Origin of the sequence: Chlorogloeopsis fritschii PCC 6912 (genome assembly GCF_000317285.1) — a bacterium.
GTDB lineage: Bacteria > Cyanobacteriota > Cyanobacteriia > Cyanobacteriales > Nostocaceae > Chlorogloeopsis > Chlorogloeopsis fritschii.
This window is the reverse complement of the sequence record NZ_AJLN01000101.1, coordinates 1-19,369: the sequence shown is the minus strand read 5'-3', so window position 1 is coordinate 19,369 and position 19,369 is coordinate 1. Positions and strand designations below refer to the sequence as shown.

The window sequence follows — 19,369 nt, the reverse complement described above, 5'->3', positions numbered from 1 at the left end:
CGCAGCCTATAACTCGTAGGCTGATCTAAATCGTATGGACAGCGATCGCAACTCAATCCGGGTTCGGGCAATATACTTAAAATCTTCACTAAAAGATATTTTGCCCGATGATAGCAAACACTGAATAAATTCAAGTTTTATGTACCTTTTCTATAAATAATAAGTAAAAATACGGTTTTTTACCTTTAGTTAACCTAAATCAAATTTTTTCTTAATCTTTGACCGATATTTTTCAAAAGTAACTGTAATCGCTAATCGATGTAATTCCAGGTAATAAATTCCCCAAAGTGCTGAGTGGGTTGTTTTTTCATGCTCTCATTTTGGGATCAGGGATAAATCGTACCTAAATCTAATTGGTATCTCTCGGCTCAACGCTCAATTATTTCCGAAAATCATGACCATTAACATCAAAAAGCTTATCGGTTTAGTTGCTCTATCTGCTGCTTTGTTGGTGGCATTGGCAACTCCAGTAAATGCAGTTTTGCTCAAACCTATTGGTACTTATAGCACGGGTTTATTCGATGCAGGGGCTGCGGAAATTCCTACCTACGATCCAAAGACTCAACGTTTATTTGTAGTCAATGGTGCCAGTAATAGCATTGATGTCATTAGCATCAAAGAACCTACTAATCCTTCTTTGGTATCAGCAATTGATATTTCTCGCTTTGGTAGTAGTGTTAATAGTGTCGCCTTTAATAACGGCATACTGGCAGCAGCAATCGATGCGGATAATCCACAAGATCCAGGCAAGGTGGTATTTTTTGATGCTAATGGAGAATTTATCCAATCTGTGACTGTGGGAGCAATACCAGATATGCTCACTTTTACACCGGATGGCACCCGTGTATTAGTGGCAAATGAAGGCGAACCAAATCAAAACTATGACGTTGATCCTGAAGGTTCGGTTAGTATTATCAATTTGTTAGGTTCGAGTCCTGGTAAAAAACCTGCTGCTGTAGTGCAGGGACAAATTCTTAATCATAATGCCGACATTGCACGGCGTTTCAATCCTAGTGTAGTAAATGTTAGCTTTACTAAATTCAATAGTCAGATTGATAAACTACGTGCTGCTGGAGTGCGAATTTTTGGGCCGAATGCCACGGTAGCACAAGATTTAGAGCCAGAGTATATCACTGTTGCTGATGATGGTAATAAAGCCTGGGTAGTCTTGCAAGAGAACAACGCGATCGCAGTTCTCGATTTAATTAATAATGAATTTACCGACATTATCCCCTTGGGCTTTCAAGATCATAGTTTAGGAGAAAATGCCCTCGATGTTAGCGATCGCGATAGCGTCATTAACATTGCTAACTGGCCTATCTTGGGTATGTACCAACCCGATGGTATTACATCCTATAAAGTTAGAGGTAAAACCTACATTGTCACCGCTAACGAAGGTGATGCTCGTGATTACGATGCTTTTAGTGAAGAGGTGCGATCTGGTAATAATAGATATCAGCTAGACTCCAATGTTTTTCCCAATGCTACCGAACTCAAGCGTCCAGAAAATTTGGGTCGGTTGACTGTTACTAACACTCTAGGTGATGTGAATGGGGATGGGCGATTTGAGCAGATATATTCGTTCGGATCTCGCTCCTTCTCGATTTGGGAATGGGATGAAGCTAACAACAAACTTAGCCGAGTTTACGACAGCGGCAGTGAATTTGAACGCATCACAGCCCAAAGATTCCCTAACTTCTTTAACTCTAACCACGTGGAGAACAGTTTCGATACCCGCAGTGATGACAAAGGGCCAGAACCAGAAGATGTGAAGATTGCTAGAATTAATGGTCGCTTCTATGCATTTATCGGATTGGAACGTATCAGTGGTGTAATGATTTATGATGTTTCTGATCCCCACAAACCCGTTTTTGTCAACTACTTCAACAATCGTAACTTCAATGTGCCAACAAACTTCGGCGATCAAACTAACCCAGCTGTGGGAGATCTAGGTGCAGAAGGTTTGCTGTTCATCCCCGCTACAGATAGCCCTAATCGCCAGCCATTACTGGTTGTGGCTAATGAGGTAAGCGGAACAACAACTCTATTTTCCATTGATATTCCCAGAGGGAGAAGATCCTTTAACCAGCCTGGATTGATTTTTGGCATCATAGCCTTTGGTTCCATGGGCATCTGGAAATTCAAACGGCAACGCTAGATTTGGAGTGGGGCATCTTGCCCTTCCTCAGTGCAGAATTTGTGATTGAAATTCCTATGAAACAGAAATTCTGCGCTAGTGTTGATACATGAATTAGGATGTCCCTATGAAGCGTCTACTTGCCCATCACCTTTGGGAATTGCTTTGGCAAGAATATAGCACCAGGGTAAGTTATGCTCGAACCTACGCAAAGATGATAACTAATGCTGGTGGAACTGTCGCCAATGACCATATCGCCTTTCGGTCTTTACGCTTAACGGTGGATAGTTCACATGGTAAGGTGAACCTGGGAATAGACTATCTGGCTCAACTTGCCGAAGCTTTAGGTTACGAAGCCGCAGGGGAGTATACTTTTCCAGACAGCCATCTTTACGCTCGTCATTATCGCCATCCTCAACAAGAAGAATTTGATTTGCCCAAGTTGTTCATCAGCGAGTTGATTGTAGATGAACTGCCAGAAAAGACTGCACAACTCATTCAGAAAACAGTATCAGGTGTAAATCTATTTAGCTTTTCAGCCATATTTGATACATACAGTCACGATCGCGATCGCCTTGCCAAGGAACTGCAAAAAGTTTTTACCTATCATTGGCAACCTCCCCATCGCTCTGTTGTAGAAGAAGTTAACAAAGTCACTCAGTACGGTGCTTGGGTGCTGCTGCACGGTTATGCAGTCAATCACTTTACAGGCTATGTTAATCGGCAAAACACTCCAGAATATCCAGATATCGATACTACAGCTCGTGGTTTAGCTAATTTAGGCGTACCGATGAAAGCCGAAATAGAGGGTGATGTTGCTTGTGGTTTGCGGCAAACGGCAACGCAAGCAGTGACTGAATACGTGACAGTCTTAGATGATATTACGGACACAGAAATTCAAATTCCCTGGACTTACGCTTATTACGAAATCGCCCAGCGTTATATGGTGGAAGTAGAGCCTGGTAAGCCAATGCTGTTTGATGGTTTTTTGGGAAAAAATGCCCAGCAGTTGTTTGAAATGACTCGTGTCAACAGGTAAGGTTTGGTTGAATGTCGCTCGTTTCCTCGTGTCGCGTCTCTACATAAACTTCTTGCAAAAATCAGGATCTAGGTTAATTACAACCACAGATAGACACAGATTTTATCAGTGTTCATCTGTGTCCATCTGTGGTCGATTTATTTAAACTAGAACTTACACACGAGTTATGAAATATTAAACCGCAGAGGACACAGAGAACACGGAGTCAAGAGGTTTTTGGAGGGATTGTACGTAAGTCCTATAAACATAGAATGAGCGCAACGGGTTATCGCGGAAAAAAGTCAGAATAACCCCAATTACGCCGGGTAGAATGAGATGGATCGAAACCTTCATTGCGGGAGCGACGCCGTAAGTCACCTACATCCGGTGAGGCATTGATAGCATCTTCAATACTAATTTGACCAGATAACATGAGCTGACAAAGGGCTTGGTTCATTACCTGCATTCCCTCATGAGTGCTATCTTCCATCAGCTGGAAAGCTTCAGTTTCCTCGCCCTTCAACAAGAAATCTTGCATAGCAGGTGTATTGATTAATACTTCCATCGCTGCAGCCCGCCGACTATCTGTTGTTGGCAGCAACATTTGAGCAATGACTGCAACCAATGATTCCAGGATTTGAACGCGCATTGTTGCTTGTTCTTCGGGATTGTAAATGTTAAGCAGGCGATTAATCGCACCAATAGCACTCTTAGTATGAAGAGTACCTAAAACCAAGTGGCCAGTTTGTGCTGCTTTTAGAGCTGTATCTACAGTCACGCGATCGCGCATTTCCCCAATCAAAATTACGTCTGGATCTTCCCGCAATAGCGATCGCAAAGCTTGGTGAAATTCATGGGTATGCAATCCCACTTCCCGTTGACTAATTAAGCATTGTTGGGAGGTGTGAACGTATTCGATTGGATCTTCAATTGTGATAATGTGTTTTTGGGTTGTTTCATTGAGATAGTGAATCATCGCCGCTAGAGTGGTAGATTTACCAGCTCCTGTCGGCCCCGTCACTAAAATTAATCCTTGCTTATTACTAACAATATGTTTGAGAACTGGCGGCAAGCTTAAATTGTCAATTGAAGGCACCTCAAGGGTAATTAGCCGTAATACCATCGCACCACCGCTTAAGCTTTCAAAACAATTGACACGACAGCGCAAAAATCCAGGATAAAAAATAGCCGTATCCAGTTCTTTAGTTTCTGTAAAATGCTGACGCTGCAAGGGGGTAAGAATCTCTGACAAGTAGGCTTCAAAAATTTGCGGCGTAACTATTTCTCCTGCCTGATATGTCACCATCTGCCCCCCAATCCGAAATCGGGGTACTTCACCAACGCGAATATGAATATCAGAGGTTTTACGGGCATGGGCATCGCGTACCATCTGCTGAATGGAAGGAAATTTTACGGGAGTTTGTCCTATTTTTCCTAAAAGAAAGTGATTTGGTGGTGGTGGTAGTGGCAGATCCGAAAGTTTAGAAGTCCCTACTTGGGACACGATCTGGTCTTCCATTTCTGTTCCCTCTGGCAATATAAATCACATATAAATTTTTCACTAACGGTTTGCATTAAGTTTAAAAATAACAATTTAAACCGTGTAGTTACTTAGATTCTAAATCTTCTCCGTTAATCTACTCATTTTTGAGATTGACTTCATAAAATCTTCAGAAAAACCTTTATTTGTATGAGTTTTAAGCGTAATTGAGTTAGTCTTAAAAGTAAATATTTAGCTATTATTGATTGTTTCGATTTTTGGATACAAGTATTATTTTCAACTCACCATCGTCTGCTTAATTGTGTATAAACTATGAAAATTATTAAACGTATTACTACCTGGTTAGAGATTTGTGCTAGCACCCCTGCATATGGTGGTTGGATATTAGTGGGAATTGCTATTTGTTTTTTTGGAGCTGGCATCAATACAATGGCTGGTTGGCTTTACGTTATTAGTGGTGTCAGTTTTGCTTTGTTGGGTGTAGCAGCTGTTTTACCACCGCGATCGCTCGTGGGTTTAGTTGTCAAACGGCATCCGATTGAGCCAATCACAGCCGGAGACAGTTTGACGGTTGAATTAGAAATCATTAATTCCAAAAAGCAGCCTGTGAGCTTAATCCAAGTTACAGATGTGCTCCCTTTCGTTTTAGGGAAACCACAACAGCAAGCAATAGAAACAATTCCTGCCCAAAAAAGCTACCGTTGGATCTACTATCAACCCACTGTGCGCCGGGGAGTTTATCGCTGGCATACAGTCGATTTGGGGAGTGGTGCGCCCTTGGGATTGTTTTGGTGTCGCCGCCAGCGTGATTGTGCTGCCACTGCAATTGTGTATCCTACAGTGCTACCCCTCACAAACTGTCCCCTCATCGATGAAATTGGGCAAGAAGACAGTCTCAAAGGCGATCCCTGCGGTAAACCATTGCAGACAGCAAACGAAGGACTCGTGCGATCGCTACGTCCATATCGCATTGGCGATCCTATGCGTCTGATTCACTGGCGTACCAGCGCCCGCTACGGAGAATTACGATTGCGAGAGTTAGAAATGATGACTGCCGGGCAAGACACGATAATCGCCCTTGACAGCGCTGCCAGCTGGGAAGAAGACAATTTTGAGCAAGCAGTAATTGCCGCAGCTTCACTGTATTTTTATGCACAGCGACAGCAAATGCAAGTACAACTGTGGACAGCATCTACAGGTTCAATTAAAGGCCATCGCGTGGTTTTGGAAACCCTAGCAAAAACCAATGCAGATGAAGACGCCATAAATGAATGTCCTAAAAGTAACCCCATCATTTGGCTCACTCAAAATCCCTTAACCCTCTCTTCGCTTTCTAGGGGTAGTCGTTGGGTATTGTGGCAAAATTTGACAGCCACACCCGAAAAAGTAGTAGTGAACAGAGATAATCCTGGGATTGTGCTGCAAGCAGATCAACCACTACAACTCCAACTGCAAAAACCGTTGGGTTTATAGTCTATGCAAATTCAATGAATTCATAATTTCAATGCTAGGCGATCGCAACTATCTAGATGCAATGCCTGCTTTGTTTTGATCCCAGTACGCTTAGGATCTGGGCGAAAACACAAATTCAGGTAACTTTGACAAGGCAAAAAGACGGGGAATTCTCCCCAGTTATAGCTCTGTTAGCCTGCGGTACAATGCAAAGAAATGTGTAAATTATGAGTAGCCGATCCTATGATCTCACCAGAGGTAAACACAACATCCAGCGATAAGAATTTAGAAGCAATGCGGCATTTTTCCGAACAATATGCCAAGCGCACTGGAACCTACTTCTGTTCTGAACCTTCTGTTACCGCAGTAGTAATTGAAGGACTTGCCAAGCATAAAGACGAACTCGGATCTCCTTTGTGCCCCTGCCGTCATTACGAAGACAAAGAAGCTGAGGTAAATGCTGCTTATTGGAACTGTCCCTGTGTACCAATGCGGGAGCGTAAAGAGTGCCACTGTATGCTATTTTTGACCCCAGATAATGAGTTTGCTGGTGAAATGCAAGAAATTTCTCTAGAAACCATTAAACAAGTGCGAGACAGCATGGCGTAAGCAACGCAAGGCTGTAAGCCTTTGGCTTCAGCCCTACATAGAGAACTTAACATTATCTAGAATTGACATCTGCATTGCTAATGCTAGCCACAGTCACCTCACAAGGATTTTTATGAGCGAAGATTTGCCCCAGCAATTTTGGCAAGGTATAGATCAGTTCAATACTGGGCAATTCTATGCCTGTCATGACACCTTAGAGGCTCTGTGGATAGAAGCAACAGAGCCAGAAAAAACCTTTTATCAGGGAATTTTGCAAATTGCTGTGGCACTTTATCATCTGGGTAACCATAACTTCAGAGGTGCAGCGATTTTGTTAGGAGAAGGTAGCAATCGCTTACAACGTTATCCATCAGTTTACGGTGGCATTGATGTAGATGAATTATTGGATCAAAGTACTGATTTATTGAAGACATTACAGCAAACCCAGTTAGAAAAGATTGCCTCGGTGAAGTTGACTGAAGAGCAAGCCTTAACCCTGCCCAAGATTCAGCGAGTTGGGGATAGGGGATAGGGAATGGGGGACAGGAAACAGCATAGAGAATGTGTAATTAATTTGGTTTAGGTAATTAGCTATAGGGAAAACTTATTAACATCCTTCAATCCTTGTTAGGATAGAAATCCTAATACCAATTCTTTCAAATCACAGCTAAAACTTTTCTCATTAGACTAGGCAAAGTTTTCAGTCCGTTTTAACTGAGTATCTTGCATTCAATTGAGAGAGCCAGATTGCTCTAGTGTCTTGTTACCAGGTTCAACCTGGTAACGAGGGTACCCCGTACTGTACCCTGTACCCTGTAACCTATTCCCTATTCCCCGTTCCCTATTCCCCCAATCCTGTTAAGAAGTGAAACCTCCAGTTAAGACAAACGTCAATATTTCCCGTGAGTAGCTATCCTGAAAATGTCCAGCTTATGGATTCAATATCTGGATCGGGTACTTGAGATAATTACAATACAAGCTAAAATCTTAAATCCCAAATTGCTATGAAGCCTTCTTATCCATTACCTCAATTTCCGCTGCATCGCTTTGGATTAGCCTTGATGCTGCCATTTGCACTTGTAGGGGCGATCGCTTTCCCAAATCAACTACAAACTGCTACCGCACAAACATCAGGACAAACCTCAGGGGAAAATCGCCCTTTAACCATTCGTTCTGATGTACAAGAGTATGACGCAAAAACTCAAGTGGTAACAGCTCGCGGCAATGTTCAACTTTTATATCCAGCTCGTCAAATTCAGGCAACCTCTGCTCAAGCTCAGTACTTCAGTAAAGAACGTCGCATTGTTTTGAGTGGTAACGTTTATATTTTGCAACAGGGCGGCAATAGTATCAAAGGTGAGACTGTAACATATCTAATTGATGAAGGGCGATTTGTCGCTCAACCTAGAACCGGTCGTCAAGTAGAATCCACTTATATTGTTAACGACAATGACTTGAATCAAGCTACTGCACCAGCACCGCCTACAGGAAATTTTAGGCGTTCTAATTAAGATTGACACTGAGATATTATGGCTAATGGCTAACACCTAATTGCTAAGAGTGCTATTAGCAATTAGCAAGTAACAATTAGCAATCCTGAAAAAGGGTGCAGAGAGTGAAAATAGTCTTAGAGAATGTTCATAAAACTTACGGTAAGCGAACGGTTGTTAATCGCGTTAATCTGTCTGTGGCTCAAGGTGAAGTCGTTGGCTTACTAGGACCAAATGGTGCTGGTAAAACGACTACCTTTTATATAGCTACAGGTTTAGAAAAACCGGAGCGGGGAACCGTATGGTTAGATCACCAGGATATTACTAATTTGCCAATGCATAAAAGGGCACGGTTAGGCATTGGTTATTTGGCGCAGGAAGCAAGTGTTTTTCGCCAGTTGTCAGTGCAGGATAATATCTTATTGGTACTAGAGCAAACTAACGTACCCCGTTGGGAATGGCCACGACGACTAGAATCATTATTGCGAGAGTTTCGTTTAGAAAAACTGGCTAGAAGTAAAGGAATTCAACTATCTGGAGGTGAGCGACGCCGAACTGAATTAGCAAGAGCCTTAGCATCTGGCAGGGAAGGGCCAAAATTTTTACTTTTGGACGAACCATTTGCGGGAGTTGATCCGATCGCAGTTGCAGAAATTCAAGCTCTAATTGAACGATTGCGCGATCGCGACATGGGGATTTTAATTACAGATCACAATGTGCGTGAAACTCTGGCGATTACAGATCGGGCTTATATCATGCGCGAAGGACAAATTCTTGCTTCTGGCAATGCCAAAGAACTCTATACTAACCACCTCGTGCGCCAATACTACTTGGGCGATAATTTCCAGATTTAGTCATAAGTCACTTGTCCTTTGTCCTTGGCTAATGACTTAATGACTAGTGAGCAATGACTAATAACTATTAACTAATGGTTAAATACAAATCTTTCTACACCATTAACTCGCTGCTGCCATTCTCCATCATGGATCGTTACCTGGCTAGCGAATTATTGCCACCGTTTTTGTTTGGTGTGGGGGCTTTTTCTTCCATTGGCGTCACAATTGACGCTGTTTTTGACTTAGTTAGGAAAATCGTAGAATCAGGGCTACCAATAGGTATTGCCTTAAAAGTTTTTTTATTGAAATTTCCGAATTTTATTGTTTTAGCTTTCCCGATGGCTACACTCTTAGCTACATTGATGACTTACAGCCGTCTATCTAGCGAGAGTGAATTAATTGCTTTGCGTGGTTGTGGAGTCAGCGTTTATCGCATGGTGATGACTGCTGTATGTATGAGCTTCTTGGTGACAGGAATGACATTTGTTTTTAACGAACAAATTGCACCAATAGCTAATTATCAAGCAACTCTGACTCTAGACCAAGCACTGAAGTCAGACAAACCCATGTTCAAGCAGGAAAACATTTTTTATCCCGAATATCGGTATATTAGGCAGAAGGATGGGGGTAAAGAAAAGATTCTGACACGCTTGTTTTATGCTGACAAGTTTGATGGAAAGCGAATGTCAGGCTTGACTATTATTGACCGTTCTCAAGAAAGTCTCAATCAAATTGTTGTGGCAGAATCAGCTCAATGGAATGCAGCTCAAAACGTTTGGGATTTTTATAACGGTACCATCTATTTAGTTGCAGCCGATCGCTCTTATCGCAATATAGTGCGCTTTGAAAAACAACAGCTCGAATTACCCCGCACAGCATTAGATGTAGCGCAAAGAAGCCGCGACTACGATGAGATGAGTATTACCCAATCGCTAGAACAACTAGAATTAGAACGTCTAGCTGGTGATGAGCAAAAGATTCGCAAACTCCAAGTACGGATTCAACAAAGAATATCCTTGCCGTTTGTCTGTGTGGTTTTTGGTTTAGTTGGCGCAGCAATGGGAACAATACCCCAGCGCACCGGGCGAGCCACAAGTTTTGGGGTAAGCGTCATAGTTATATTTACTTATTATTTATTTTACTTTATTACTGGTGCTATGGCACAAGCGGAAATCTTTTCTCCTTTTATGGGAGCTTGGTTGCCTAACTTTGTATTTTTGGGGATAGGTATATTTTTATTGAGGCGAGTAGCGCAGCGATGAGGCTCACATTTAACCTTTCAAATAAAAAGCCCACTCTTGGGAGTGGGTTCGGGGAGTTAAGTTAACAGGATTTAGTCTGAGTCAATCTTGCACCTGTTACCTGAAGAATAAGGTTTTTTGCCTTGGATGAAAAGTGAAAATCGTGATTTTAAGTTTTAATTAAAAAATGCGATCGCACTCAACAACAAAAAACCTCGGCGAAACCAACCGAGGCAAAAGAGATACGAATAACAATGAGAGATAGCGAGCCGAGAGGTAAAAAATCTTAGCTAACGCCCAAGAAAAACAAATTTTTGTTATTCCACACTAGAAATAAAGAGTGTAGATATTACAGCATAACCAGCTAAAAAAATAACAGCGGCAAACATATAAAACTCCCTTTTTTGTTTTAGTAATTCAGTAATAATTAATACTTTCAATATATGATTATCACCAAGTACAAAAATCTACTCAAAAGACTATTCTAGTGAATGTCGATTGGATGAGATTTTGTTAAAAAAAGTTGCTTTGTACTAAGTGCGAAGTATATCTGGAGGATTATTGATTACTGTTGCATAGTACTAAGCAATGTTTGTAGGGTGGGCACTGCCTAACTTTCCTCAAACCCTTACTTTTACATTGTGAACAGTGCCCACCTTACTCTTATTGAGAAGGATGTAAGATCTCAGCCTTGCCACTTTTATACCCATATCGTATATCTACCAGCGCGTAGGTAGTCTACATCAAACTATGATTCATCAAAATTCAACTACATCATTACCAGGTTGGACTTTATCAGCGCGAGATCCCCAGTTTATAGAATCCTTAATGCCGATATGGGAATGGCTTTACCGCTACTATTTTCGAGTACAAACTTCAGGTTGGCATCATATTCCAGCTGATGGACAAGTTTTGCTGGTTGGTTCGCACAATGGCGGTATGGCATCTCCCGATTTACACATGATGATGTACGATTGGTTCCGTCGCTTTGGAGTGCAACGTCTGGTGTATGGTTTAATGCACCCTTATGCTTGGCAAGTAAGCCCTTCCATCGCCAGCCTGGCACAAAAACTCGGAGCCATTCCTGCTCATCCAACAATGGCAAGCGCTGCTTTCGATATTGGTGCAAGTGTGCTTGTTTATCCGGGAGGACAATACGATATGTTTCGTCCTCATCGAGAGCGTTACAAAATTCACTTTGCCAATCAAAAAGGATTTATTAAGCTGGCGTTAAAGAAATCAGTACCAATTATTCCGTTGATTTCTGTGGGTGCCCACGATACTTTGATTATTTTGGGTGATTGCTACGAACAGGTAAAACATTTACATCATTGGGGATTACCGTGGTTATATGGTATCGATCCAGGGGTATTTCCCATATATCTAGGTTTACCGTGGGGTTTGGCGATTGGCCCCTTACCCAATATACCCTTACCTATACAAATCCATACTCGTGTTTGTGCCCCAATTGTGTTTGAACGTTATGGTAACCAAGCAGCACGCGATCGCGACTACGTGAATGCTTGTTATGACTTAGTTTATAGGCAAATGCAACGCGAATTGGATATTTTAGTTATGGATGCAGGTTAAGCTTTTAAGGTTTTTATCCTAATATTTTCCACAATAGACCAATACCAATCATTCTCATTTAATAAAGCATGAATAATAAATTTTAGGTTTTCTATATGATTTGTAAACAGAGGTTGAAAGCCTGATTGAATTAGCTTTTGTGGATTTCCCCATGTATGAATAACGTAGTTTTTCATATATTGAGGAACTTCAGTTTCAAGAATGATAGGTTTCATGGTTGATGGTACAAGTTCTTCAATTTGTTTTATCATTTCTCGAACTGAGACGGGTTTACCTTGTCCGATGTTATATGTAAGACTGGAAATATCATCAACTCTAGGACTAGGAGCAGGTAAAGTCAGCAAATGTAAAATTGCGCGTGAAACTTCAGGTGCAAAAATGATATCTCTTGTTTGCTCGCCCGGTGCAAAATAACCTGTTTGTCCCCAGACTTCAAATGGCTTTCTTTTGATTGCATACCAAAGAATTTGAGTATACAGATTGCCAAAATTATTTTTGTGTTGCTCTGTAACACCATAAACAGAAAAAAATCTGCAAATTTGCACTACTAAATCATTAGAAAGGGCTTGTTGAATAGCCATTTCTTCCATCATTAGTTTTGCAAGTTCGTAAAGAGAACCAGGCCAAACCCTTTGTGTTTCTACCGAAGGACGCTGCTTACATAAACTGCTCGTGCTTGCAAATATTAATCTAATTTTTTTAGCAACACACCATTCTACAGTTGCCCTCCACATTTCAATTTCTTCCATCACATCGTTCAAATTTTGAAAGTGAGGGGCACTCGATCGCCCTCCCACAAAAATAACTATGTCCGGCTCGTGTTGGGGGTTTTGTGAATATTCAAGATGGGTTCTTGTATCTAGGCGATCGCGTAAAGGTTCTGGCAAGTTCTCTCGCTTTCCCAACCTTAGATCGTCGTTAATATAAATATTGTCAATTGGAAAGCCAAATTCATATAATTTCGCTATAACATGGGAACCAACTTGTCCGCAGCCTCCCATGACGCTGATTTTTTTGTTTTTCAGTTCCTGAATATTTTCTATAAGTTGATCGTTTACATTTTTGTTGATGTACCAACTTCCTACTTCTTCTTTGGTATATGGTAGTTCTATTTCTTGTTTTGACATGATTTTTTTACTAAAAATATATAGCTACAGATAAAACTGAAATCAGCCTGTATACATAGAAATTGCAGTTGCGATCGATAACCTCAGCTACTTCCACCCAAAATGTACACATACGAACCCAAATTTTCATCATCCGTAGCGACGATCGCACCACCTTCTGCACCTGGAACAAGTTCTATAGCTTCTATTTTGTGGTAATCACAGCGGTAGAGAGGAAAAAGTTGAGGATTCTGCCGCCATGCGATTTTGTTACCGCGAAATCCCAGATAACCAGCAACGTATACACCCGACTGGAACGGCCCGTCATTGCCTGGATCGCTTGCAGAGGTGATATATATAATTCCAGCAGGATCTACCTTCAAATCCGAAATATGGCGAATATTTCCAGATGGAAAGGGTACTTTCAGATTGGCAGAACCAACAGGAATAATTTGATATGTGGCTAAGTCAAGCATTCCCCAGTAAATAATGGCTGGTTGTTCTCCTTCACCCCGGTGTGCCCAAACAGCAACTAATTTACCCTCTATATTTTGTAGGGCAAATGCTTCAAAATTACTTCCTTGAGGAATTTCTGGTAAATTAAATTCCTTGATTAACGAAATCACCTGTTTAGAACGTTCTAGCCTAATGTAATAAGCTTTTCCAGAACTACTTAAAGCAATAAAAGAGGAGTTTATTTTCCCTGGAATAGATGTTAATGCCTCTAAATCGATAGGTAGTTCTATGTTATTTTGCCAGTTCAAAGGAAAGTATTCGGGTTGATTTTTACCCTTAATCCTAATGATTGCTAAACGACCTTGATTTTTTTGTTTGTTGTCATGAACAATCAAAAAATCTAGAGAATTTCTTTGCTGCCCGACTAGAGCCATCCCACTGATTCCAAAAGGAATGCCACCACGAACGGGACGCCAATTTTGTGCCCAAACTTGCTGGGATATAAATAATAATGCTGCCAAGACTACTATGTTTATGATTAACTTAAAAAAACGAGACATATTAATTTATCCAATTTTCCTCACACCGATCGCAGTTTTGCTTACAGAAGATGTTAAATCTTAGCAGCGAACAAACTCTCTACTTACTACTGCTCACTCATTGTCTTGTCGGTAGCATAGCAGCAGTTATTGCTTGGCGTAAGGGCCGTCCTTTAGGATTATGGATATTTTTAGGTATTTTTTGCGGTGTGGCTGCTTTGCTTGTAGCACTATTGATGAAAACAAGGGTTTCAGTTAATTAGGTAATCGCAAACCTACTCAAAATCCAGATTTCCACCTTGATCTATCCAAAGATTTAAGGCACTTCTCAAAGGCGCGATCGCACGTTCTACTCTTTTGTGTTGTTGCACCCATAACCATAACCCCGCAGAAAAAGATTTACCGCACTGTTAATACGACACTTAACTTGCTCGGAATTTGGCACAGGTTCAACCCCTAGTAAAACTCGGCGGTGGAGTTCGCCAAGAACCATATTCAAGAATTGCTCGGCAGCAATGTTAGCATCAATTAATTCGAGCACTCCAAGTTCATTTTGATGCTGGAGATAATTGGCAAGGGCAAAAATAGCACGTGCTGGCCCATTATCATAGTACAGCTTTGCCAATTCGGGAAAACGACTTGCCTCACCAATCACTATCCGCTGCAACCCAATCGCTTCTTGCGATGTCACCCTGGTTATAAGTTGTTGAGCAAAAGCTACAAGCACCTGTTCGATTGGTCGAGTATCCTCGCTCAAATTAGGGAACGGTGCCAAAACAGAATCACTCAAACGGTGAACAACAGCACCAAACAGTTCTGCTTTGTTTCCAAAATGCTGATAAATTGTGCGCTTGGCAACATGAGCTTCACGAGCAAGAATATCAATGCTGGATAGTCCATAGCCGTATTCCAAAAATACCCGTGTAGCCTCATTGAGCAAACGCTCCATACGCTCTTTGGCTGTTCCTTTAGCGGGGCGTCCACCTTTAGAACGACTTTCACTAATCTTCATGCTCTCAATCATGTTGCTGTGCCGCAGCTAGGGTTTTAGCTCTCAGGGCTTGAACTATAACATAATCTACGCTATTGTAAATGAAACGAAACTAAACCGTTTCATTTTTTGTAGGTAAAAGACGAGTATTTATATCGCCCAACCCTTCTAGGGTTTGGGCTATAAGGACTAAGCCCGTCTGCACGGGCGAAGAAGCTCCTGAATAACTGGTTCCCAGCCTGGAGGCTGGGAACCAATCCTGGGAGGCTCCGCACAAGTTAAATCCTCTTCCCTGTTCCCGGTTCCCTTAGTTTTTAAGAGATAAATAGTTATGGCAAAGAACAATATCGACAATGCTTCAGCTTGGGAGAGCTACTGGAGTACTGCTGCACTTAAGTCTGCACCGATTCTTTGGAATTGCGAACCTGCTTTTGCAGCAGCCATTGACTTGCCTCGGTTTCTAGATTGGATGGAGCGAGATCTGCCTCTGATTGACTTCGGGTGTGGAGATGGTAACCAAACTCGTTTTCTTGCCAATCATTTCCTAAGAGTGATGGGGGTTGATGTCTCACCTAGTGCAGTGGCTTTAGCACAAGCCAACAATAACGCCCCAAATGTTGAATACCGGGTTTTAGATGCCTTACTTTTAGAGCAGGCGGCAGCGTTACATTCTGAAATCGGCAATGCCAACATTTATACTAGAGGTGCCATGCATCAATTCGATCGCGAGCAACGCACTTTGTTCGCACGTTCTTTGGAAGTGCTTGCAGGGAAAGAAGGCATTATTTACCTAATAGATATTGGTTATGAGGCAAGCAGCTACTTTGCTTCCCTTGTAGAAATGTATGCAGGGAAATTACCAGAAGAACTTGAAAGAGTGCTCAAGAGTGGAATTAGCAAAGGTAGTTTGACACGGGAAGACATCGCTACTATTTTTCCAAACTTTGAGGTACTAGCTGATGGAGAAGACGTCATCCATACAATTCACATTCTTCCCAACGGAGAAAATGCAAAGGTTCCTGCTTACTATGCACTACTTAGACAAGCACGCGATCGCTCATAAGATGATTTAGTTTGGTTGGGAAGATGGTTTGCTTGTGAAAAATTTCCAGATTCTTTGAATAGCAAATATTAGAATACCAATTACAATGATTCCTGCTACTGCTGGGGTTGCGATCGCGAGTACAGATAGTCCGATGGCAATGACTAGCTCAACAGTTGACAAGATTGGATTGGTTAATCCACCTGAAACACCTGTAGAGGTTATTCGTAAGATATTCATCAATCCCTTAGTTAACCCCGCAGTTCCACCACCGATAACTAAAGCTAACGTCCATTGCACTATTGGACTCATTTCAGGGGCGAAGGATGCTGCTACAATCGTCCCAGCGATAAATGCCGCAGGTGTGGCAACAGTATCCAGGAGATGATCCAGCCAGGGAATGTAGTAGCCGATAATTTCAAGCAAACAAGCGACTGCAAATACAACTAAGGCTTGAGGCGTTTCCACCCAATCCAACTCAGTTGGCAAATTTATGTGTCCCAACACTGATGCCATACTTAATGCCAGCAGTGGTACAAATACTCGAAAGCCAGCCGCCGCACTCAAGCTAATTCCCAGCAGAAACTCAATCAATGTATCGAGATTGAATAAAGTCATATTATCCTCTTGCCGATCAAGTTGAGCGATCAATTTACTTTTGAGTAATCCTGCACTCTAACTCCAGAATGCCCACTCAACAGCAATTGCGAGTTAACACTAACAAATTGTCCTCAAATCTTCATCAGCCTTTAGATTTTGATGAGGGGCTTGGCAACGTTTGCCCCTGCAAGAGTTATGAGAAAAATGAGCTAAAGTTCTTGAAAGCAGCCCCACAGGCGGCGCACCGCTCGTTATGAATGAAATAAACAAGTCAATCCTCTTTCCTACCTACGGAAGCCGCTACGCATCTACTGCCTTCTGCCCCCTGCCTTTTTTCTTCAAAGCATTAGTTATCGTCAGGGAAAACCCATTTGGGTGGTTCCATCAACTTTCTCATCCTTGCTTCTTCAGCCATCTCTAGCATCTTGTCTAAAGAAGTTTCCTCAATAAACTTGGCTGCGGCTTCTCTAAACTCAATATTGGGACATTTATCACCCAAAATGCAGCCGTTCACACAGGCTTCTTTACAATTGATGTTAAGATTACTGTCTTCCATGTAAACCTCCTTGTTTGTGATTCTCCATCGGACAACAGCAGACAGCAATTACGGCTGCTAAGTAAAAATACTTTTCCTAGATAAATGTTATCGTCTCTTTGATTCTATTCATTAATCAAAAAGCTATATTGCTACCCTAGCCAATAGACGTAACTTGATTTTAAAAAAAGCGCTCATGTCAGAAATCTTTGCTACCACTGGAACTATCGCTGCGATCGCCACTGCCATTGTTCCCCAACAAGGCAGTGTGGGGATTGTTCGCGTCTCCGGTTCGGAAGCAATGCCCATTGCCAAAACTCTTTTCCATGCGCCTGGGCGTCAAGTTTGGGAAAGCCACCGCATCCTCTACGGTTATATTCGTCATCCCCAGACACAACAACTGGTGGATGAAGCACTGCTTTTAATCATGAAAGCGCCCCGTTCCTATACCCGCGAAGATGTGGTGGAGTTCCATTGCCACGGTGGAATTATGGCAGTACAGCAGGTATTGCAACTATGCTTAGAAAACGGTGCAAGATTAGCACAGCCAGGAGAATTTACTCTACGGGCGTTTTTAAATGGCAGGTTGGATTTAACGCAAGCGGAAAGTATTGCTGATTTGGTAGGAGCGCGATCGCCCCAAGCCCAAGCGTCTGCTTTAGCTGGTTTGCAAGGTAAATTAGCTCATCCAATTCGCCAGTTACGCGCTCAATGTTTGGATATCTTGGCAGAAATTGAAGCGCGGATCGATTTTGAGGAAGACTTACCTCCGCTGGATGATAAAAGTATTATCTCAGAAATTGAGAGAATTACCGCAGAAATTACCAAGCTACTTGCAACCGCCGATCAAGGCGAACTCCTCCGTACTGGATTAAAAGTAGCAATTGTCGGGCGTCCAAACGTAGGAAAATCAAGTTTGTTGAATGCATGGAGTAGAAGCGATCGCGCTATTGTTACTGATTTACCCGGCACCACGCGCGATGTAGTTGAATCGCAGTTAGTAGTGGGTGGCATACCTGTGCAAGTACTGGATACCGCAGGCATTCGGGAAACAGAAGACCAAGTAGAAAAAATTGGTGTTGAACGTTCTCGTCGTGCTGCTAGTGCAGCTGATTTGGTACTGTTGACTATCGACGCTTCTGTTGGTTGGACAGCAGGCGATCGAGAAATTTACGAACAAGTAAAACACCGCCCGTTGATTTTGGTGATCAATAAAATTGATATTGCACTAGCAGAAATAGTGCAATATCCAGATGAAATTAATCAAATTGTCAAAACAGTTGCGGCACAGAATCAAGGAATAGATGCTTTAGAAATAGCGATTTTAGAGATAGTTAAAATAGGAAAAGTACAAGCTGCTGATATGGATTTAGCGATTAATCAAAGACAAGCAGCCGCACTAGTAAAAGCCAAAACATCTTTAGAACAGGTGCAAGCAACTATTGCCCAAGAATTACCGCTTGATTTTTGGACAATTGACTTACGTGGTGCGGTTCGTGCTCTTGGAGAAATTACGGGAGAAGAGGTGACAGAATCAGTGCTTGATAGAATTTTTAGTCGGTTTTGTATTGGCAAGTAATACAAACATGGTAAAGCTCCTCTAACTAGAAGAACTATTTAACTAGTTAGAAAAACAACCTGAAGAAAATTTATGAAAGCCACCCGACTGGGCTGACACAGCTAATTTTGTGCATTAAACTTCTTGCACTAATTCTATTTGCAAATAAATCGAACACAGATGGACACAGATAAACACCGATAAAATCTTTGTACATCTGTGGTTGTAATTAACCCAGATTTTGATTATTGTAAGAAGTTTATTATATTAGTAGGTAAGTTCTGCTAAGAAAGCACTACGAGTGGGAGCCTTTTCTATGGCATTATTTTCGTCGTGTCAGTCCACTACGTGTTTTTAGAACAGCTTTATCGTTGCATTACAAAAAATCTCCAAAAATCTACTGTAAAATCCAGTAAAAATTAGCTCACTAAATAATGGTGGCTAATCAATTCCAAAGCGCTGCCGTATTTTTTGTATTAGCAAACACATCGTTATCAATCAACAAGCCTAGATGTAAGGCAAAAATTCAAAACAAACACCGAGATTTTCTGATGTTTCTACCAGTGTAATCATTACATTTTGGAGTGAGTAGTACTACCTTAATCCAAAATGAAAGAACTTCCTCCCGCACCACAAAAGCCAGATTTATCAAATCTCAAGCAACTGCGTTGGCAACTACCCACCTTAGA

Annotated in this window: 18 protein-coding genes; 12 read left to right on the top strand and 6 right to left on the bottom strand. The window is 41.7% G+C overall.

The annotated features are described in order from the left end of the window. Positions 1-394: 394 nt before the first annotated feature. Positions 395-2,158: a choice-of-anchor I family protein gene (locus UYC_RS0121015; protein ID WP_016875339.1), complete on the top strand. Its 1,764-nt coding sequence runs from the start codon at positions 395-397 to the stop codon at positions 2,156-2,158. Positions 2,159-2,264: 106 nt separating this feature from the next. Next, positions 2,265-3,176, top strand: coding sequence for a DUF1338 domain-containing protein (locus tag UYC_RS0121010; protein WP_016875340.1), 912 nt, complete (start codon positions 2,265-2,267; stop codon positions 3,174-3,176). Between the two features lie 265 nt (positions 3,177-3,441). Here the strand turns inward: UYC_RS0121010 and UYC_RS0121005 are convergent, their stop codons facing one another. Continuing rightward, a complete protein-coding gene (locus tag UYC_RS0121005; RefSeq protein ID WP_016875341.1) occupies positions 3,442-4,674 on the bottom strand; it encodes a type IV pilus twitching motility protein PilT in 1,233 nt (410 codons plus the stop codon). A gap of 294 nt (positions 4,675-4,968) precedes the next feature. On the opposite strand from UYC_RS0121005, the gene UYC_RS0121000 reads away from it, so the two are divergent. The 7 genes from UYC_RS0121000 (at position 4,969) to UYC_RS0120970 (ending at position 11,853) form a co-directional block, all read left to right on the top strand. Next, on the top strand, positions 4,969-6,129 hold the full coding sequence (locus tag UYC_RS0121000) for a DUF58 domain-containing protein (RefSeq protein ID WP_016875342.1): 1,161 nt from the start codon (positions 4,969-4,971) through the stop codon (positions 6,127-6,129). A 222-nt stretch (positions 6,130-6,351) separates the two neighbouring features. Beyond that, on the top strand, positions 6,352-6,717 hold the full coding sequence (locus UYC_RS0120995; protein WP_016875343.1) for a ferredoxin thioredoxin reductase catalytic beta subunit: 366 nt from the start codon (positions 6,352-6,354) through the stop codon (positions 6,715-6,717). Between the two features lie 112 nt (positions 6,718-6,829). Then, a complete protein-coding gene (locus UYC_RS0120990) occupies positions 6,830-7,228 on the top strand; it encodes a DUF309 domain-containing protein (RefSeq protein ID WP_016875344.1) in 399 nt (132 codons plus the stop codon). A gap of 472 nt (positions 7,229-7,700) precedes the next feature. Further along, complete coding sequence (locus UYC_RS0120985; protein WP_016875345.1) at positions 7,701-8,207, top strand: LptA/OstA family protein; 507 nt, start codon at positions 7,701-7,703, stop codon at positions 8,205-8,207. A gap of 104 nt (positions 8,208-8,311) precedes the next feature. After that, on the top strand, positions 8,312-9,040 hold the full coding sequence (gene lptB / locus UYC_RS0120980; protein WP_016875346.1) for an LPS export ABC transporter ATP-binding protein: 729 nt from the start codon (positions 8,312-8,314) through the stop codon (positions 9,038-9,040). Between the two features lie 128 nt (positions 9,041-9,168). Beyond that, positions 9,169-10,284, top strand: coding sequence for an LptF/LptG family permease (locus tag UYC_RS0120975; protein WP_016875347.1), 1,116 nt, complete (start codon positions 9,169-9,171; stop codon positions 10,282-10,284). A gap of 729 nt (positions 10,285-11,013) precedes the next feature. Further along, a complete protein-coding gene (locus tag UYC_RS0120970) occupies positions 11,014-11,853 on the top strand; it encodes a lysophospholipid acyltransferase family protein (RefSeq protein ID WP_016875348.1) in 840 nt (279 codons plus the stop codon). Here UYC_RS0120970 and UYC_RS0120965 read toward each other — a convergent pair. Together UYC_RS0120965 and UYC_RS0120960 are read right to left on the bottom strand one after the other, a co-directional pair. Then, the gene (locus tag UYC_RS0120965) at positions 11,850-12,980 is read right to left on the bottom strand and encodes an NAD-dependent epimerase/dehydratase family protein (protein WP_016875349.1); all 1,131 of its coding nucleotides are present in this window, start codon (positions 12,978-12,980) and stop codon (positions 11,850-11,852) included. The two genes, UYC_RS0120970 and UYC_RS0120965, sit on opposite strands and share 4 nt — an antisense overlap. Positions 12,981-13,063: 83 nt before the next feature. Further along, on the bottom strand, positions 13,064-13,975 hold the full coding sequence (locus UYC_RS0120960) for a hypothetical protein (protein ID WP_016875350.1): 912 nt from the start codon (positions 13,973-13,975) through the stop codon (positions 13,064-13,066). A gap of 50 nt (positions 13,976-14,025) precedes the next feature. On the opposite strand from UYC_RS0120960, the gene UYC_RS0120955 reads away from it, so the two are divergent. Then, a complete protein-coding gene (locus UYC_RS0120955; protein ID WP_016875351.1) occupies positions 14,026-14,217 on the top strand; it encodes a hypothetical protein in 192 nt (63 codons plus the stop codon). Positions 14,218-14,303: 86 nt separating this feature from the next. Here UYC_RS0120955 and UYC_RS0120950 read toward each other — a convergent pair whose 3' ends face one another. Beyond that, positions 14,304-14,966: a TetR/AcrR family transcriptional regulator gene (locus UYC_RS0120950; protein ID WP_016875352.1), complete on the bottom strand. Its 663-nt coding sequence runs from the start codon at positions 14,964-14,966 to the stop codon at positions 14,304-14,306. 310 nt (positions 14,967-15,276) lie between these two features. Between UYC_RS0120950 and UYC_RS0120945 the strand changes: the two genes are divergently transcribed. Continuing rightward, a complete protein-coding gene (locus tag UYC_RS0120945; protein WP_016875353.1) occupies positions 15,277-16,008 on the top strand; it encodes a class I SAM-dependent methyltransferase in 732 nt (243 codons plus the stop codon). A 6-nt stretch (positions 16,009-16,014) separates the two neighbouring features. Here the strand turns inward: UYC_RS0120945 and UYC_RS0120940 are convergent, their stop codons facing one another. Together UYC_RS0120940 and UYC_RS0120935 are read right to left on the bottom strand one after the other, a co-directional pair. Then, positions 16,015-16,605, bottom strand: coding sequence for a DUF4126 domain-containing protein (locus UYC_RS0120940; protein WP_016875354.1), 591 nt, complete (start codon positions 16,603-16,605; stop codon positions 16,015-16,017). A gap of 328 nt (positions 16,606-16,933) precedes the next feature. Then, a complete protein-coding gene (locus tag UYC_RS0120935; protein WP_016875355.1) occupies positions 16,934-17,143 on the bottom strand; it encodes a hypothetical protein in 210 nt (69 codons plus the stop codon). A 175-nt stretch (positions 17,144-17,318) separates the two neighbouring features. Here UYC_RS0120935 and mnmE point away from each other — a divergent pair, with 175 nt between their 5' ends. After that, a complete protein-coding gene (gene mnmE / locus UYC_RS0120930) occupies positions 17,319-18,701 on the top strand; it encodes a tRNA uridine-5-carboxymethylaminomethyl(34) synthesis GTPase MnmE (RefSeq protein ID WP_016875356.1) in 1,383 nt (460 codons plus the stop codon). Positions 18,702-19,369: the final 668 nt, after the last annotated feature.

What these genes read in the sequence shown, in the direction of transcription:
- UYC_RS0120945 (WP_016875353.1), top strand. Translation starts at nt 15,277, where the DNA reads ATGGCAAAGAACAATATCGACAATGCTTCAGCTTGGGAGAGCTACTGG.
- UYC_RS0120960 (WP_016875350.1), bottom strand. Translation starts at nt 13,975, where the DNA reads ATGTCTCGTTTTTTTAAGTTAATCATAAACATAGTAGTCTTGGCAGCA.
- UYC_RS0120935 (WP_016875355.1), bottom strand. Translation starts at nt 17,143, where the DNA reads ATGGAAGACAGTAATCTTAACATCAATTGTAAAGAAGCCTGTGTGAAC.
- UYC_RS0121015 (WP_016875339.1), top strand. Translation starts at nt 395, where the DNA reads ATGACCATTAACATCAAAAAGCTTATCGGTTTAGTTGCTCTATCTGCT.
- mnmE (WP_016875356.1), top strand. Translation starts at nt 17,319, where the DNA reads ATGTCAGAAATCTTTGCTACCACTGGAACTATCGCTGCGATCGCCACT.
- UYC_RS0121000 (WP_016875342.1), top strand. Translation starts at nt 4,969, where the DNA reads ATGAAAATTATTAAACGTATTACTACCTGGTTAGAGATTTGTGCTAGC.
- UYC_RS0120975 (WP_016875347.1), top strand. Translation starts at nt 9,169, where the DNA reads ATGGATCGTTACCTGGCTAGCGAATTATTGCCACCGTTTTTGTTTGGT.
- UYC_RS0120990 (WP_016875344.1), top strand. Translation starts at nt 6,830, where the DNA reads ATGAGCGAAGATTTGCCCCAGCAATTTTGGCAAGGTATAGATCAGTTC.
- UYC_RS0120965 (WP_016875349.1), bottom strand. Translation starts at nt 12,980, where the DNA reads ATGTCAAAACAAGAAATAGAACTACCATATACCAAAGAAGAAGTAGGA.
- UYC_RS0120940 (WP_016875354.1), bottom strand. Translation starts at nt 16,605, where the DNA reads ATGACTTTATTCAATCTCGATACATTGATTGAGTTTCTGCTGGGAATT.
- UYC_RS0121005 (WP_016875341.1), bottom strand. Translation starts at nt 4,674, where the DNA reads ATGGAAGACCAGATCGTGTCCCAAGTAGGGACTTCTAAACTTTCGGAT.
- UYC_RS0121010 (WP_016875340.1), top strand. Translation starts at nt 2,265, where the DNA reads ATGAAGCGTCTACTTGCCCATCACCTTTGGGAATTGCTTTGGCAAGAA.
- UYC_RS0120995 (WP_016875343.1), top strand. Translation starts at nt 6,352, where the DNA reads ATGATCTCACCAGAGGTAAACACAACATCCAGCGATAAGAATTTAGAA.
- UYC_RS0120955 (WP_016875351.1), top strand. Translation starts at nt 14,026, where the DNA reads ATGTTAAATCTTAGCAGCGAACAAACTCTCTACTTACTACTGCTCACT.
- UYC_RS0120970 (WP_016875348.1), top strand. Translation starts at nt 11,014, where the DNA reads ATGATTCATCAAAATTCAACTACATCATTACCAGGTTGGACTTTATCA.
- UYC_RS0120985 (WP_016875345.1), top strand. Translation starts at nt 7,701, where the DNA reads ATGAAGCCTTCTTATCCATTACCTCAATTTCCGCTGCATCGCTTTGGA.
- UYC_RS0120950 (WP_016875352.1), bottom strand. Translation starts at nt 14,966, where the DNA reads ATGAAGATTAGTGAAAGTCGTTCTAAAGGTGGACGCCCCGCTAAAGGA.